General features: G+C 76.3%; 15 protein-coding genes. 9 read left to right on the top strand and 6 right to left on the bottom strand.

Going from position 1 to position 14,426, the window contains the following annotated elements; all coding sequences use genetic code 11:
* Positions 1–333 precede the first annotated feature (333 nt).
* Genes lnt through ACFYWL_RS15915 form a run of 3 tightly spaced genes read left to right on the top strand, consistent with a single transcriptional unit; the run spans position 334 to position 3,378 of the window.
* The gene (gene lnt, locus ACFYWL_RS15925; RefSeq protein WP_386973234.1) at positions 334–1,953 is read left to right on the top strand and encodes an apolipoprotein N-acyltransferase; all 1,620 of its coding nucleotides are present in this window, start codon (positions 334–336) and stop codon (positions 1,951–1,953) included.
* Positions 1,954–1,980: 27 nt separating this feature from the next.
* Positions 1,981–2,793 carry a polyprenol monophosphomannose synthase gene (locus ACFYWL_RS15920; protein WP_386973231.1) on the top strand — a complete coding sequence of 271 codons (813 nt, stop codon included), beginning with the start codon at positions 1,981–1,983 and terminating at the stop codon, positions 2,791–2,793.
* A gap of 60 nt (positions 2,794–2,853) precedes the next feature.
* Complete coding sequence (locus ACFYWL_RS15915) at positions 2,854–3,378, top strand: FxsA family protein (protein ID WP_386972859.1); 525 nt, start codon at positions 2,854–2,856, stop codon at positions 3,376–3,378.
* Between the two features lie 67 nt (positions 3,379–3,445).
* Here the strand turns inward: ACFYWL_RS15915 and ACFYWL_RS15910 are convergent, their stop codons facing one another.
* Together ACFYWL_RS15910 and ACFYWL_RS15905 are read right to left on the bottom strand one after the other, a co-directional pair.
* Positions 3,446–3,787: an RNA polymerase-binding protein RbpA gene (locus ACFYWL_RS15910; protein ID WP_007070998.1), complete on the bottom strand. Its 342-nt coding sequence runs from the start codon at positions 3,785–3,787 to the stop codon at positions 3,446–3,448.
* A 382-nt stretch (positions 3,788–4,169) separates the two neighbouring features.
* Positions 4,170–4,763 carry a LysE/ArgO family amino acid transporter gene (locus ACFYWL_RS15905; RefSeq protein ID WP_386972857.1) on the bottom strand — a complete coding sequence of 198 codons (594 nt, stop codon included), beginning with the start codon at positions 4,761–4,763 and terminating at the stop codon, positions 4,170–4,172.
* A 69-nt stretch (positions 4,764–4,832) separates the two neighbouring features.
* On the opposite strand from ACFYWL_RS15905, the gene ACFYWL_RS15900 reads away from it, so the two are divergent.
* Entirely contained in the window at positions 4,833–5,705 is an 873-nt protein-coding gene (locus tag ACFYWL_RS15900; protein ID WP_386972854.1) for a LysR family transcriptional regulator ArgP, read from the top strand.
* Positions 5,706–5,781: 76 nt separating this feature from the next.
* Here the strand turns inward: ACFYWL_RS15900 and ACFYWL_RS15895 are convergent, their stop codons facing one another.
* Positions 5,782–6,927 (bottom strand): hypothetical protein, encoded by a 1,146-nt coding sequence (locus tag ACFYWL_RS15895; RefSeq protein ID WP_386972852.1) that lies wholly within the window; start codon positions 6,925–6,927, stop codon positions 5,782–5,784.
* A 123-nt stretch (positions 6,928–7,050) separates the two neighbouring features.
* Positions 7,051–8,391, bottom strand: a complete 1,341-nt coding sequence (locus ACFYWL_RS15890; RefSeq protein ID WP_386972849.1) for an MFS transporter — start codon at positions 8,389–8,391, stop codon at positions 7,051–7,053.
* 73 nt (positions 8,392–8,464) lie between these two features.
* On the opposite strand from ACFYWL_RS15890, the gene ACFYWL_RS15885 reads away from it, so the two are divergent.
* Positions 8,465–9,127: a TetR family transcriptional regulator gene (locus ACFYWL_RS15885; protein ID WP_386972846.1), complete on the top strand. Its 663-nt coding sequence runs from the start codon at positions 8,465–8,467 to the stop codon at positions 9,125–9,127.
* 43 nt (positions 9,128–9,170) lie between these two features.
* Here ACFYWL_RS15885 and ACFYWL_RS15880 read toward each other — a convergent pair whose 3' ends face one another.
* Positions 9,171–9,917 (bottom strand): SAM-dependent methyltransferase, encoded by a 747-nt coding sequence (locus ACFYWL_RS15880; RefSeq protein ID WP_386972843.1) that lies wholly within the window; start codon positions 9,915–9,917, stop codon positions 9,171–9,173.
* Between the two features lie 226 nt (positions 9,918–10,143).
* Here ACFYWL_RS15880 and ACFYWL_RS15875 point away from each other — a divergent pair, with 226 nt between their 5' ends.
* Both ACFYWL_RS15875 and ACFYWL_RS15870 read left to right on the top strand, forming a co-directional pair.
* Positions 10,144–11,460: a flavin-containing monooxygenase gene (locus tag ACFYWL_RS15875; RefSeq protein WP_386972841.1), complete on the top strand. Its 1,317-nt coding sequence runs from the start codon at positions 10,144–10,146 to the stop codon at positions 11,458–11,460.
* Positions 11,457–12,284, top strand: coding sequence for an SDR family NAD(P)-dependent oxidoreductase (locus ACFYWL_RS15870; RefSeq protein ID WP_386972838.1), 828 nt, complete (start codon positions 11,457–11,459; stop codon positions 12,282–12,284). The genes ACFYWL_RS15875 and ACFYWL_RS15870 overlap by 4 nt, the downstream gene beginning before the upstream one ends.
* 79 nt (positions 12,285–12,363) lie before the next feature.
* Here ACFYWL_RS15870 and ACFYWL_RS15865 read toward each other — a convergent pair whose 3' ends face one another.
* Complete coding sequence (locus ACFYWL_RS15865) at positions 12,364–13,305, bottom strand: GlxA family transcriptional regulator (RefSeq protein WP_386972836.1); 942 nt, start codon at positions 13,303–13,305, stop codon at positions 12,364–12,366.
* 71 nt (positions 13,306–13,376) lie between these two features.
* On the opposite strand from ACFYWL_RS15865, the gene ACFYWL_RS15860 reads away from it, so the two are divergent.
* Both ACFYWL_RS15860 and ACFYWL_RS15855 read left to right on the top strand, forming a co-directional pair.
* Complete coding sequence (locus tag ACFYWL_RS15860) at positions 13,377–13,712, top strand: cupin domain-containing protein (RefSeq protein ID WP_386972834.1); 336 nt, start codon at positions 13,377–13,379, stop codon at positions 13,710–13,712.
* 58 nt (positions 13,713–13,770) lie between these two features.
* Positions 13,771–14,241 (top strand): DUF1992 domain-containing protein, encoded by a 471-nt coding sequence (locus tag ACFYWL_RS15855; RefSeq protein ID WP_386972832.1) that lies wholly within the window; start codon positions 13,771–13,773, stop codon positions 14,239–14,241.
* The last annotated feature ends 185 nt before the right edge of the window (positions 14,242–14,426 follow it).

The raw sequence follows: 14,426 nt of genomic DNA, 5'->3' as shown, positions 1-14,426 counted from the left end.
CCCTTCGTCCGCTGGCCGAGTGACCTTCGACGGTTGCGGCGGCCAGGTCCAGCGGGCGGGGGTCGGCGGGGCGGCGCGAACCGGCCGCGGTTACCGGTGTACGGGCAGGGTGAGGTGCGCGGCCAGTAGACAACGGCCAGGCGGGGGCAGCCAGTTCGCCGTCGGGTCGGTCCGAAGGTCGTGGCGCCTGATCCTCGCCCCACCGGCCGGGAAGGGCCTGGGAGCATCGGGGCGTGGCGCAGGCCGCGCCCCGATTTCCGTTTCGCAGGTGGCGTCTGTCGCCGGTTCGTCCGGGTGGGGCGGGTAGCCTTCGGCGGTGTGATCGCAGGTGAGTTGCCGGTGACGGCTGTCGCGCAGAATCCGTCGCCTCCGGCCGGGGCGCGTCGGGCCGGTGGGCCGCTGCCGTTGCAGGTGGCGGCGCCGGTGGCGGTGGCTGCCGGGTTGGTGCTGCTGGTGGCGTTTCCCCCGTACGACTGGTGGGTGGGCGCCCCGGTGGGGGTGGCGTTGCTGGCGGCGGCGACGTACCGGCGTCGGGTGCGGGGCGGGGCGGGGTTGGGTTTCCTGGCGGGGTTGGCGTTGTTCGCGCCGCTGCTGGAGTGGACGAACCTGCACACGGGGATGCTGCCGTGGGTGTTGTTGTCGCTGTCGCAGGCGGCGGTGGTGGCGGTGTTGGGTGCCGCGTCGGCGTGGGTGTCGCCGGTGGTGGACCGGTGGCGGTGGGCGTGGCCGCTGGTGTGCGGGGTGTGGTGGGTGGCGCAGGAGGCGCTGCGGTCGCGGGCCCCGTTCGGGGGGTTCCCGTGGGGCCGGTTGGCGTTCAGCCAGGGGGATGCGCCGACGGTGCGGTTGGCGGCGTGGGGTGGGGCGCCGTTGGTGACGTTCGCGGTGGCGGCGGCGGGTGGGCTGCTGGTGGCGGCGCTGTGGCGGCCGTGGCGGGTCGGGGGTGCGCGGGTGCGGTGGGCGGCGGTGGGGCCGGTGGTCGCGGCGGTGGCGCTGATGGTGGTGGGGTGGCTGGTGCCGGTGGGGGTGGCCGGCGGTGGGGCCGTGGTGGAGGTTGCGGTGGTGCAGGGCAACGTGCCGCGGCTGGGGCTGGACTTCAACGCCCAGCGGCAGGCGGTGCTGAACAATCATGTGCAGGCGACGTTGGACCTGGCGGCGCAGGTGGCGGCCGGGCAGCGCCGGCAGCCGGACCTGGTGGTGTGGCCGGAGAACGCCAGCGACATCGACCCGTTGCGCAGCGCTGCCGCCGGTGAGCGCATCGGCGCGGCGGCGGCGGCGGTGCGGGCGCCGATCCTGGTGGGCGCGGTGTTGGTGGGGCCGGGGCCGGGGCAGAGCCAGAACGCGGGGATCCTGTGGCGGCCGGGGGCCGGGCCGGACCTGGCGCAGATGTACACGAAGCGGCATCCGGTGCCGTTCGCCGAGTATGTGCCGTTGCGGGACGTGGCGCGGATGATCAGCAAGGAGGTCGACCGGGTCCGCAGCGACATGGTGGCCGGTGACCGGCCGGGGGTCGTGGACGCCGGCGCGGTGACGGTGGGTGACGTGATCTGTTTCGAGGTGGCCTACGACGGTCTGGTGCGGGACACGGTCACCGGTGGCGCGCAGTTGCTGGTGGTGCAGACGAACAACGCGACGTTCGACGTGGCGGAGGCGCGTCAGCAGTTGGCGATGGTGCGGTTGCGGGCGGTGGAGCACGGCCGTGCGTCGTTGATGGCGTCGACGGTGGGGGTGTCCGGGTTCGCTGGCGCCGACGGGCGGGTATCCGACGCCACCGGGTTCAACACCCGTGCCGTGGTGTCGCGGCAGCTGCGCCTCGGTGACGGGCGCACCCTGGCCACCCGGGTCGGGGTGTGGCCGGAGGTGGCGTTGGTCGCGGTGGCGGTGGCCGTGGCGGCCGGCGCGGCGGTGCTGCGCCGGCGGGCGGGCACCGGACGGGCCCGGGTGACGGTGGGCTGACGGATGCGCCGGCGACGCCGGCGGGAAATGGTGGGTGGTGCGGTGGTCGTGCGAGCGCGGGTGGAACGCCGGGCGCCGTTGCGGCGGGTGCTGGTGGTCATCCCCACCTACAACGAGGCCGACAACGTGACGTCGATCGTGGCGCGGGTGCGGGCTGCCGCGCCGGAGGTGGACGTGTTGGTCGCCGACGACGCCAGCCCTGACGGCACGGGGGTCCTCGCCGACGCCCTAGCAGCCTGCGACGGGCAGGTGCACGTGCTGCACCGGGCCGGTAAGGAGGGGCTCGGCGCGGCGTATCTGGCGGGGTTCGCGTGGGCGCGGGAGCGCGGCTACGACGCGGTGGTGGAGATGGACGCCGACGGTTCCCACGCCCCGGAGGACCTGCCGAGGTTGTTGGCCGCAGCCGCCGACGCGGACGTGGTGATCGGGTCGCGGTGGTGCCGGGGGGCGCGGGTGGTGGGCTGGCCGTTGCGGCGGCTGCTGCTGTCGCGGTGCGGGAACCTGTACGCGCGGATGGCGTTGGGGATGCCGGTGACGGACGCGACGGGCGGGTACCGGGTGTACCGGTTGGCGGTGTTGGACGCGGTGGACCTGGGGTCGGTGTGTTCGCAGGGGTATTCGTTCCAGGTGGAGTTGTCGCGGCTGGCGCATCGGGCGGGGGCGCGGATCGTGGAGGTGCCGATCACGTTCTCGGAGCGTCAGCGGGGGGCGAGCAAGATGAGTGGGTTGATCGTGGCGGAGGCGTTGTGGCGGGTCAGTGTGTGGGCGGTGCAGGACCGGCGGACGGCGTGGCGGCGGGGTCTGCACGGCACCGGTGACGGTCAGGTGCGGTGGCCGTGAGCGGCGGCGTGTCATGCTTGCGGGACCAGGTGGTGGGACGCGACGGGGCGATGGGGTGAGATGCGCCGAGGACTGAGGTTCGTGCCGGTGGCCGCGTTGGCGGCGGTGGTGGTGGAGCTGGCGGTGTTCGTGGGCGTCGGCCGGGCGGTCGGGTTCGGCTCGGCGGTGCTGCTGGTGTTCGCGGCGTCGCTGCTGGGGTTGGTGCTGCTGCGCCGGGAGGGCATGCGGGCGTGGCGGGGGTTCCGGGCTGCCGCGCAGGCGGGCACGCCGCCGGGCCCGCAGGTCACCGACGGGCTGGTGGGGTTGTTGGGGGCGCTGCTGTTGGCGGTGCCGGGCCTGGTTTCCGGTGTGGTGGGGGTGTTGCTGCTGGTGCCGCCGGTGCGGCGGCTGGCGGGCGCGGGAGTGCGGCGGGCCGCGGAGCGGCGGGTGTCGTCGATGGTCGCCGGTGACCTGTTCGGGCCGCGGCGGGTGCGGGTGCGTCGCGGCGACGCGCCACCGGCGGCGCAGCCGGAGGAGCCGGGGCGGGCGGCGCCGACGGTGGTCGACGGGGGTCGGGCCATCGAGGGTGAGATCGTCGAACGGTAGGGGCTGAGCCAGACGCGGACGCCCCCGCAGGGATGATCCCTGCGGGGGCGTCGTGGCTGCTGTGGGGTCAGGCGCGCCCGCGGCGGGTGCGGACCTCCTGGAGCCGTTCGGCGAGGATGTCCTCCAGCTCGGCGATGGAGCGGCGCTCCAGCAGCATGTCCCAGTGGGTGCGCGGCGGCTTCGCCTTCTTCTGCTCCGGCTCGGTGCCGTCGACCAGGCGGGCGACGCTGCCGTCGAACTTGCATTCCCAGGTCGTTGGGACCTCGGCGTCGACGGCGAACGGCACCTCGAACTGGTGGCCCTTGGCGCAGAGGTACTCGCGGGTCTGACGCGGCGCGAGCTCCGTGTTGCGGTCGGATTCGTAGCTGACCGCGCCCAGACGGCTTCCGCGCAGCATACGCTCGCCCATGATCGACTTCCCCTCGTTCGTGGTGCTGGTCTTCAGGTCCAACGGTGTCTGTCGGCCGGGTCATTCCCGCCCCGCCGGGCCGCACCCCGCCGGCCGGGCGGGACGCGGCACGCCCCGCCGCCCCTGCAAGGGTAGCCGGCCACGCCAGGCGCCCGGCGGGGTCGTCCCGGCCGGGCGAGTCGGTGGGAGTGTTCGGTGGCTCACCGGGATGCTACCCAGTCCCGGCCGGGCGCGGGCGTCGACGCCCGGTGACGCGCCGGTCACCGGCGAGGTGTCCGCGCCCGGCCGCCGCCGGTCCGCGCCACCGTCGCCGGCCGGGCGCGCGGTGGTCCCCGCGGTGGCCCGGTTCCCAGCAGGCGGGGTGCTCGCGCGGCGGCGGGGCTCAGCCGGCGGCCAGCGACACCGCCACGACCACCATGACCGTGGCGATCGCCGCGTCCACGAGCCGCCATGCCGCCGGGCGGGCCAGCAGCGGGGCAAGCCGGCGGGCGCCGACGCCCAGGCCGGTGAACCACAGCAGGCTCGCCGACGCCGCTCCGACGCCGAACGCCCACCGGTTCGGATCGTGGTGGGCGACCGTGCCGAGCAGCACCACCGTGTCGAGGTAGACGTGCGGGTTGAGGAACGTGAACGCCAGGCAGGCCAGCAGCGTCGCGCGCAGCGTGGCCGGCGGGCGGTCGGTCGGGGTGAGGGCGGCGGGGCGCAGGACACGGCGGGCCGCCAGAGCCGCGTAACCGAACAGGAACACGGCGCCGCCCCACCGCGCCGCCGTCACCACGGCGGGCACGTCGGTGAGGACCGCGCCGAGGCCGGCGATGCCGGCGGCCATCAGCGCGGCGTCGGTGGCCGCGCAGACCGCCACGACCGCGCCGACGTGTTCGCGGCGCAGCCCCTGGCGCAGCACGAAGGCGTTCTGCGCCCCGATGGCGACGATCAGCGCGAGGGAGAAGCCGAACCCGGCCAACACGGAACCCATGGCAGCGAACGTAGGGCGACGGGCGGCCACACTCCAGCTAAAGATTCTTCGGTGCCGTTAGCATCGCTTATGGCCCTCGACCCGGTGCAGCTCGCGACGTTCCAGGCGGTCGTCGAGCAGGGCAGCTTCGACGCGGCGGCGCGGGTCCTGCACGTCACCCCGTCCGCGGTCAGCCAACGCGTCAAGGCGTTGGAGCAGGCCGTCGGCCAGGTGCTGGTGCGCCGCGGCCGGCCGTGCGTGCCGACGGCCGCCGGGCGGCCCCTGGTGCGCCTCGGCGGTCAGGTGGCGCTGCTGGAACACGAGGCCCTCGCCGCCGCCCGCGGCGCGCTCGGGCGCACCCGCCTGGCCGTCGTCGTCAACGCCGACTCCCTCGCCGGCTGGTTCCTGCCGGTCCTGACCGCCGTGCCCGACGTCGCGTTCGAGGTGCACACCGACGACGAGGGGCACACCGCCGACCTGCTGCGTGACGGCAGCGTGATGGCCGCCGTCACCGCCGAACGCGTCGCCGTGCAGGGCTGCCGGGTGCAGCGCCTCGGCGCGATGCGCTACGTCGCCGTCGCCGCGCCCGCCGTGGCCTCGGCGTGGTTCGCCGGGCGCGACCCCGGCGAGGCGTTCGCCGCCGCGCCGATGGTCTGCTTCAACCGCAAGGACACCCTGCAACACCGTTTCGCCCGCGCGGTCACCGCAGCAGACGTCGACCCCCCGACGTCGTACGTGCCGGCGTCGGCGAGCTTCACCGAGGCGATCCGGCTCGGCGTCGGCTGGGGGCTGGTGCCCGAGGCCGTCGCCGACGTCGACGTGCCCGCCGGCAGGCTCGTCGAGCTGGCCGCCGGCCGGCACCTGGACGTGCCGTTGTACTGGCAGTGCTGGCGGCTGGAGTCGGCGGCGCTGACGGCGCTGACCGCAGCGGTGCGGGCCGCCGCCGCCACCGCGCTGCGCTGACCCGCCACCGGGGGCGCGACACCGGCCCCGGTCGACGGGCGGCAGGGGCCGCCGGCGGCCCACCGCAGGGGCGCCGTCAGCGCGGCGGGGCGCCCAGCCGGGCCAGCGCGGTGGCCAGGTCGCTGACCTGGTCGACCAGCTGCGCCGAGCGGCGCTGCGCGGCGTCGCGTTCGGCCTCGGCCGCGCGCAGCCGTACCTCGAGCTCACCGAGGCGGCCCTCGACGGCGGCGGCGGCCTCCCGCGCGGACGCCGCCTGGGCGGTGGCCGCATCGCGGGCGGCGCTGACCTCGGCCAGCCGCGTCGACAGCGCCGCCGCGTCCTGGCGGGCGGCCTGCGCCTGCGCCTGGGCGGCCTCGGCGTCGCGGCGCGCGGCGGCGGCGTCGGCGCGCAGCCGGTCGGCCTGCTCGCGGGCCCGCTGCGCGTCGGCGCGGGCGGCGTCGGCGCCCAGCGCGGCGCTGCGGGCGTCGGCGTGGGCCTGCTGCGCCTGCGCGTCGGCCTGCTCGGCCCGCTGGCGGGCCTGCGCCGCGGCCTCGGCGTCGCGGCGCGCGGCCTCCCGGGCGGCGTCGCGTTCGACGCTCAGGTCGGCGGCGCGTTGCCGCTGCGCGTCGCGTTCGCCGCGCACCGTGCGCAGCTCGTGGCGGGCCGCGTCACGGTCCCGTTCGGCCTGCACGCGCAGCGCCTGCGCCGCGTCCGCGTCGCGGCGCGCGGCGTCGCGGGCCGCCTCGGCGGCGTCGGCCCGCTGCCGGTCCGCCGCGGCGTCGGCCTGCGCCGCGTCGGCGCGTCGGGCGGCGGCGTCGCGTTCGGCGGCGGCGGTGCGGGCCTGCTGGCCGGCGCGGGCGGCGGCTGCCGCCGCGTCCTGGGCGTCGCGGCGGGCCTCGTCGCGTTCGGTGTGCGCCTGGGCGAGCTCGGCGGCGGTCTCCGCGCGCAGCTGCGCCAGCTGCCGCTGCACCCCCGCCGGGGACAGTTCGGCGTGCAGCGCCTCGGTGAGGGTCTGCACGATCTGGTCGAGCCGGTCCACCGCCTCCCACGTGCGGGCCACCTGGCCGGGCAGGCCGGGGGCGTTGCGGTGGCGCATCCGGCTGTTGCGCGAAGCGCGTTGGCAGGCGCCGTCGTTGTCGCGGCAGTAGCGGAACGGCCGGCCCGCGCCGGCCCGCTGCGGCACGTCGCGTCCGCAGTGGGCGCAGGGGCGGGTGTCGGCGGCGGGGGAGGGCTGGTCGTCCATCGAGGCGGAAGTCTAGCGACGGCGGCCGTCCCGCCCGGCGCGCGGCGGCGGGTGTTGGCCGGCGGGTGTTAACAGGGGTCCCCTGCTCTACCGGAAGCGATAGCAGGGGGCCCTTGCTTACCGTCAGCCGGCGGCGCGGGCCGCGCCGTCGAGGGTGTAGCGGCGTTGCAGCAGCACCGCGGCGAGCATCAACGCCGCCGGCAGCAACCCGAAGCCGTAGCGGATCGCGGCCCCGGCCGCGTCCGGCTGGTCGATCACCTGGCCGCCGGTCGAGGCGACGAACCCGCCGACGGTCAGGCACACCGCGTACGCGTAGGGGCCCAGCGCCGCGCCGGTGGCCTCGGTGGCCGTCCACACCCCGGTGTAGGTGCCTGCGCCAGTGGCGTCGGCGGCGCGGATGACGTCGGGCATCATCGCGAACGGCAGCAGCTGCATGCCGGCGAACGCGATGCCGAGCACCGCCACCGCCGCGACCAGGACGGGCAGGCCGGCGGGAGCTCCCACGGCCAGGACCAGCGATCCGGCCGCGAACGCGCCCTGCGCGACCAGCAGGGCCCGCTGCTTGCCGACGCGGCGGGCCGCGGCCAGCCAGCCCGGGGTGACCAGCAGCGCCGGGGCGACGAACGCGGCGACCAGCACCGTGGTCAGCGCCGGGCGGCCCAGCTCGTACTCGGCGTAGTACGGCACCCCGGCCAGCACCAGGTGCGTCGTGGTGGACATCGCCAGGTAGGCGGCGACGAGCCAGCGGAACTGCCCGTCGCGCAGCGCCGCCGCCAACGCCGGCCAGCCGCCGGGGGCGTGGCGGCGCGCGGTGACGCCGGCGGCCCGGCGCAGCCGGCCGATGCCGGCGACCCCGACCAGCATGGCGGCCAGGGCGCCGGCGCCCAGCAGCAGCCCCATCCGCTGGTAGCCGTCGCGGGTCGCGGCGTCGCCGCCGGTCAGCAGCGGCGCGAGCAGCCCGGCGGCCAGGATCCCGGCGGTGAGCACCACCATCCGGAACGCCATGAGGCGGGTCCGCTCGTGGTAGCCGATCCGCAGGTCCGCGGGGGTGGCCAGGTAGGGCACCTGGTAGGCGGCGAACAGCAGGTTCCCGGCGACGTACCAGGCCGCGACCCACGCCGCCGCGGCTGCGCCGGCGGCGTCGCCGGGCGGCGCGAACAGCGCGGCGAACGCCGCCGGCAGCGCGCAGCCGGCCAGCAACAGCCGCCGCCGGTCGCCGCGGCGGGCCGACTCGGCGTCGCTGCGGTGGCCGACCCACGGGTGGGCCAGCACGTCGACGATCTTCGGGGCCAGCAGCGCCAGGCCGGCCAGCCACGGCGGCACGGCGAGCACGTCGGTGAGGAAGTACAGCAGCAGCAGCCCGGGTACGGTGACCCAGACGCCCATGCCGAGGGAGCCGGCGGCGAAGCCGAGCAGCGGGCCGCGCGGGAGGTCCGCCTGTGGCGCGGGGGCCGGCTGGGTCATGGTGGGTGTCCTCCCGACGGCACGCCGCCAGTAAATCCAACGGTTGCTGGATTGTAGGGGGACAATGGTGGGCATGACCATGCCCCGACGACGTCCCGGCCGGCCCCGGCGTTCCGAGAGCAGGGACACCCGCGAGGTGGTGCTGACCGCGGCCACCGCGCTGTTCGCCGCCCGAGGCTTCGACGCCGTCGGGCTGCGGCAGGTCGCCGCCGCCGCCGGCGTCGACGTCGCCACGGTCTCCCACCACACGGGCACGAAGGCGCAGCTCTACGACGCCTGCTTCGCCCGGGTGTTCGTCGCCGAGCGCGACGCCCTCCAGGCGGCGACGCGGGCGGCCCACGACGCCCTCGACACCGGGCCCGCCGCCGCCCGGGGAGCGCTGCACGACCTGGTCGACGTGTTCGTCGACTTCCTGCAGGAACACCCCCAGACCACCGCCCTGTGGCTGCGGCGCTGGCTGGAGCCGCACCGGCACGCCGACCTCGACGAGCGTTACTCCGCGCCGCTGTACGAGCTGGTGGAGCAACTGCTGCGGGCCGCGGCGGCGGCCGGCGCGCTGGTCGAACCCACCCCGCACATCACGGTGCGCAGCCTGGTCTGGGCCGTGCACGCGCACGTGGTGGCGCTGGCCGCCGACGCGGCCTCGGCGCAGGGGGAACGCCAGGAGTTCCGTGCCTTCGTGCACCGGTTCCTCGACGGCCTGTACTGGGCCGGCGGGCACCCGGCCGCGCCGTAGCGGGCGGCGCGCGGGGCTGACCCGCGCGCCGCCCGACGGGCCGTCAGCGCCGCACCAGCGCGAACACCCCCCACCCGAGGTGGGGCCGCTGGTAGCGGACGTACTGCCACGGCGCGGTGTCGAGCTCGGCGCGCAGCTCGCCGGCCAGGTCGTCGTCGGGGTGGGCGTCGAGCCAGCGGCGCACCGACAACCACTGCGCGGCGACGTAACGATCCCAGCTGTCCTCGTCGGCGAGGACCATCTCGACCAGGTCGAAGCCGAGCCGGCCGTAGAGGGCGACCAGGCCCGGCAGGTCGTGGAAGTCCTCCCGGGTCGTGGCGTGGCAGGCCGCCACCGTCGCCTGGTCGGGCGGCTCGACCCGCCAGAACGGCTCGCCGACCAGCAGCAGTCCGCCGGGGCGCAGGGCACGTTCGAGCAGCCCGATGGTGCCCGCGACGCCGCCGCCGATCCAGGTCGCCCCGACGCAGGCGGCGACGTCGAACTCGGCGTCGGCGGTGTACGCGGCGGCGTCGCCGTGCACGAACGCCACCCGCCCGGCGACGCCCAGCTCGACCGCGCGCGCCCGCGCGGCGTCGACGAAGACGGTGCTGATGTCGACCCCGGTGCCGGTCACGCCGTGCGCGCGGCTCCACTGGCAGAGCATCTCGCCGCTGCCGCAGGCCAGGTCGAGCAGCCTCGTGCCCGGACGCAGGCGCAGGGCCCGCCCGAGGGTGCCGAGCTTCTCGGCGGTGAAGGGGTTGTGGATGCGGTGGTCGCGTTCGCGGATGACAAAACTACGTGGCAGGTCCACTTCTCGGTTTCCTCACGTCGGGAGCGGGGTCGGGGGCGTGCTGGGCGGGCGCGTTCGACGCGGGCATCCGAAACACCTCCACGGGACGTGAGGTCCGTAAGGTAACCGCGGCGAGTGGCGTCGTCGAGCGCATTTACCGGTCCTTTCGGGCCGGACGCCTTGACGCCGGGCCACCGGCCGCGCATTATCCATCGAGTGTTGGATTAACGTGGGGGAGGACGACGACATGGGGCAAGCCCCACGGGTCGCGGTGATCGGCGCCGGCGCCGCCGGCCTGGCCACCCTCAAGGCCCTCGCCGACGCCGACGTGCCGGCCGTGGCCTTCGAGGCCACCGACACCGTCGGCGGCCTGTGGGTGTACGGGGCGGACTCGCCCGCCTACCGCACCCTGCACCTGAACACCAGCCGGACCCGCACCCAGTTCGCCGACCACCCCATGCCCGCCCACTGGCCCGACTACCCCGACCACACCCGCGTCGCCGGCTACCTGCGCGACTACGCCCACCGCTTCGGGCTGCTCGACGCCGTCCGGCTGCGGCACACCGTCGTCGCGGTCACCCGCGGCCCCGACGACCGGTGGACCGTGCGGGCCACCGGCCCCGATGGCACCAGCGAGGTCACCGTCGCCGCCGTCGTCGTCGCCAACGGCCACAACCGGGCGCCCCGCCCGCCCGAACCCCGCCCCGCCGGCGACTGCACCGCCGAACAGATCCACAGCCACGCCTACCGCGGCCCCGACCAACTCGCCGACCGGCGGGTCCTCGTCGTCGGCGGCGGCAACTCCGCCATGGACATCGCCGTGGACGCCTCCCACACCGCCCGCCGCACCCTGCTGTCGCTGCGCCGCGGCGTGTGGGTGGTGCCCAAGCACCTGCTCGGCCGCCCGTCGGACACCCTCAACGGGGCGCTCGCGCGGCGGCTGCCCTGGCGGCTGCGCCAGCGCATCAGCCAGGCCCTGGTCACCGCCGCCGTCGGCCCACCCACCCGCTACGGGCTGCCCGCCCCCACCCACGGCTTCCTCCAGGACCACCCCACCCTCTCCGACGCGCTGCTGTCGCGCCTCGCCCACGGCGAGATCGAGGCCCGGCCCGGCATCGCGGCGTTCCACGGCGACCGGGTCGAGTTCACCGACGGCCGCGTCGACGCCGTCGACCTGGTCGTCTGGTGCACCGGCTACCGCGTCGAGGTGCCGTTCCTCGACCCCGCGCTGCTCGACGCCGGCCCCGACACCCTGCCGCTGTACCGGCACGTGTTCCACCTCGACGCCCCCGGGCTGGCCTTCGTCGGGCTGATGCAGTCAACCGGCGCGGCGTTCCCCCTGCTGGAGGCACAGGCCCGCCTCGTCGCCGCCCGCCTCGCCGGCCGGTACACCCCACCGGATCCGGCAGCCCAGCGCGCCGCCTGCCGCGCCGAACTGCGCGCCGCCACCGCCCGCTGGGGGCACCGCCGCCCGGCCATGCGCGTGGACTTCGACGTGTACCTGGCGCAGCTCGGCCGCGAACTGGCCGCCGGCGCCCGCCGCGCCGCCCGGGACGCGACGTGAGCGCCCTGGCCGGCCGCCGCGCCCTCGTCACCGGCGCGCGCGGCACCTTCGGCCGGCACCTGTGCGCCGGGCTGCACACCGCCGGGGCCCGCGTCGTCGGCCTCGACCTGCACGCCCACGACCACCCCGACACCCCGGTCCTCGGCGTCGACCTGACCGACCCGGTCGCCACCGCCGCCGCGGTGACCGCCGCCGTCGACCGGCTCGGCGGCCTCGACCTGCTGATCAACAACGCCGGGGTCGGCGGCCCCGCCCCCGCCGAACTGCCCCCCGACGACACCGTGCGCCAGCAGATCGAGGTGAACCTCCTCGCCGCGTGGCGCACCACCGCCGCCGCCCTGCCCGCCCTCGTCGCCGCCCACGGCCGGGTGATCTTCGTGGCCAGCCGGATGGCGGTGCTGCCGCTGCCCCTGGCCGCCGCGTACGGGGTCAGCAAACGCGCCCTTGTCGCGTACGCCGACGCGCTGCGCCTGGAGGTCGGCACCCACGTCGGCGTCACCGTCGTCTACCCCAGCATGGTCGCCTCACCCATCCACGACAGCACCGCCCGCGCCGGGCTGTCCCTGGACGGGGTGTCCCGGCCCGAACCGGTCGAGGGCGTCGTCGCGGCGATCCTGCGCGCCGCCGCCGCCCGCCGCGTCCCGCGCGACGTGGCCACCACCGCCCGGGGCCGCCTCGAACTGGCCGTCGCCCGGCACGCGCCCGCCCTGGCCGACCGCCTCGTGCGGCGTACCGTCGCCGGCCGGATCGCCGCCGGTGACCTCGACGCCGCGCCGTTGGCCGCCGGCCTGGTGCGCCGCCACCGCCGCCCCGGGACCCCCTGACAGTGATGATGTGGGAGCGGGTCACCCGGCCGGTCTGACTCACCCTCTGACAGTGACCGGTGAGCTGCGGCGCGCGGCGTCAGGTCGCGCAGGCCCGGAACGCCCGCCGGTAGGCGCCCGGAGTCGTGCCCACCCCCGCGCGGAAGCGACGGCGCAGGTTCGCCGCCGACGTGAGACCGACGCGGGCCGCGACGGCCTCCACCGGCAGGTCCGTCTCCTCCAGCAGGGCGCGTGCCCGCGCCACCCGACGGGACAACAGCCACGCGCCCGGGCTCGTGTCGAGCTGCTCGGCGAACCGCCGGGCCAGCGTCCGGGGCGAGACGTGCAGGTACGCCGCCAGGTCACCCACCGACAACGACGTTCCCAGGCGCGCGTCGGCCCACTCCAGGAGACCACCCAGACCGGCCGCGGCCGGCGCGGACGGCGCGTGCTGCGCCTGGCCGCCGTCGCGGTGCGGCGGCATCACCATGTACCGCGCGACCAGCGCCGCGTGCCCGACGCCGTAATCCTTGCCGACGAGGTGCAGGCACAGGTCGATGCCCGCGCCGGCGCCGGCGCTCGTGGCCACGTCACCATGGTCGACGTAGAGCACGTCCGCCTTGACCCGCACCCGGGGGAACTCCCGCCGCAGCTGCTCGGCGCGCGCCCAGTGCGTCGTGGCCGAGCGGCCGTCCAGCAGGCCGGTGCGGGCCAGCGCGAACACGCCGCCGCAGATCGCGACGAGTCGCGCCCCCCGGGCGTGGGCCCGCAGCAGCGCGCGGCGCACCCGCGCCGACAGCGGCCCCTGCGCCGTCGCCCAGCCGGGGATCACCACGGTGTCCGCGGAGCCGAGAGCCGAAAGGCCCCGCGACACCGACAGCGCGTACCCGGCTGACGTGGGCACCTGACCGGGCCGCTCCGTGCACACCTCGAACTCGTAGCGGGGAGGCGTGCCAGGGGGCACCGTACCGAAGACCTCGGCGGCGCAGCCGAGCGCGAACGTCGACTGCACCGGCCGTACCAGGGCGACCACGCGATGCATGGCGAGAAAGTACCCCACGGTGTCCTCGTCGCCGCTGTCGTGCGGGGCGCACCGGCGGCACCGTGGAGGGCATGCATCCAGAGATCCTGGCCCAGGAGGGCTACACCGCCGTACGCGTCGAGACGGCCCCCGTGCGCGAACTCTTCCCCGGCATCCGGCTGCGCCCGCTGTGGCGGGGACCGCACGGCGCGCAGGCCGCCGTGCTCGAGATGGACCCCGGCTCGTCGTGGCCGCGCCGCGACGTCCACACCCCCGGCCCCGAGGAGGTGTACGTGCTCGACGGCACGTTCCACGACGGCGCGCGCGACTACCCGGCGGGGACGTTCCTGCACGCCCCGGCCGGGTCGTGGCACGTGCCCGCGACCGTCACCGGCTGCACACTGTTCCTCTTCTACCCGGCGGGCTAGGCGCTCGGGGGCCAACGTCCGGCAGAGTCGCTACGGTTGGAGGCCGGGGAGGTGCCGGGTGAGCGACAGGTGGGAGGCCGCGGCGGAGGCACAGATCCGCACCGCGCAGGAACGCGGCGAGTTCGACAACCTGCCCGGGGCGGGCAAACCGCTGCCGGGCCGGGGCACGCCCTACGACGAGTCGTGGTGGATCAAGAGCTTCCTGGAGCGCGAGAAGCTGCCCAGCGACCTGCTGCTGCCCACGCCGCTGCTGCTGCGCCGCAAGATCGAACGGGTGCCCGACGAGGTGCGGGACCTGCCCACCGAGGCGGCCGTGCGGGCGTACGTCGCGGACCTCAACCGGGAGATCGTCGCCTGGCTGCGCAACCCGACCGGCCCGCAGGTCGTCGTGCGTCCCGCCAACGCCGACGAGGTGGTCGCCGGGTGGCGCGCCGACCGGGAACGGGCCGCGGCGGTGGCTGCGGCCCGGCCGCAACCGCCGCCGCCCCGCCCCCGCAGCCGGTGGCGGCCCTGGCACCGCCGGTCCTGATGCCGGACGAAGCGTGCCGTTTTCGTCCGCCGCCACCTGCGCGACCGCGACCTTCAGGGGAAGATCAACGAGGGCCTCAACGTCGTCGCCGGATCATCCGCGACGAGAGCAGATACTCGCAGCGCCAGCCGACGTAGCCGGCCACCTCGCGCAGAAGACCCGAACGCCTCATCCGCGCCCGTCAA

It is taken from the genome of Micromonospora sp. NPDC002575, from assembly GCF_042889525.1.
In the GTDB taxonomy this organism is placed as follows: Bacteria; Actinomycetota; Actinomycetes; order Mycobacteriales; family Micromonosporaceae; genus Micromonospora; species Micromonospora carbonacea.
The sequence above is the reverse complement of the archived record's forward strand: the minus strand, read 5'-3'. Positions and strand labels throughout refer to the sequence as shown.

Coding starts and splice junctions, on each gene's coding strand:
- ACFYWL_RS15910 (WP_007070998.1), bottom strand. CDS start 3,787: ATGGGCGAGCGTATGCTGCGCGGAAGCCGTCTGGGCGCGGTCAGCTAC.
- ACFYWL_RS15900 (WP_386972854.1), top strand. CDS start 4,833: ATGGCCCTCGACCCGGTGCAGCTCGCGACGTTCCAGGCGGTCGTCGAG.
- ACFYWL_RS15885 (WP_386972846.1), top strand. CDS start 8,465: ATGACCATGCCCCGACGACGTCCCGGCCGGCCCCGGCGTTCCGAGAGC.
- ACFYWL_RS15915 (WP_386972859.1), top strand. CDS start 2,854: ATGCGCCGAGGACTGAGGTTCGTGCCGGTGGCCGCGTTGGCGGCGGTG.
- ACFYWL_RS15860 (WP_386972834.1), top strand. CDS start 13,377: ATGCATCCAGAGATCCTGGCCCAGGAGGGCTACACCGCCGTACGCGTC.
- ACFYWL_RS15875 (WP_386972841.1), top strand. CDS start 10,144: ATGGGGCAAGCCCCACGGGTCGCGGTGATCGGCGCCGGCGCCGCCGGC.
- ACFYWL_RS15865 (WP_386972836.1), bottom strand. CDS start 13,305: ATGCATCGCGTGGTCGCCCTGGTACGGCCGGTGCAGTCGACGTTCGCG.
- ACFYWL_RS15890 (WP_386972849.1), bottom strand. CDS start 8,391: ATGACCCAGCCGGCCCCCGCGCCACAGGCGGACCTCCCGCGCGGCCCG.
- ACFYWL_RS15895 (WP_386972852.1), bottom strand. CDS start 6,927: ATGGACGACCAGCCCTCCCCCGCCGCCGACACCCGCCCCTGCGCCCAC.
- ACFYWL_RS15920 (WP_386973231.1), top strand. CDS start 1,981: ATGGTGGGTGGTGCGGTGGTCGTGCGAGCGCGGGTGGAACGCCGGGCG.
- ACFYWL_RS15905 (WP_386972857.1), bottom strand. CDS start 4,763: ATGGGTTCCGTGTTGGCCGGGTTCGGCTTCTCCCTCGCGCTGATCGTC.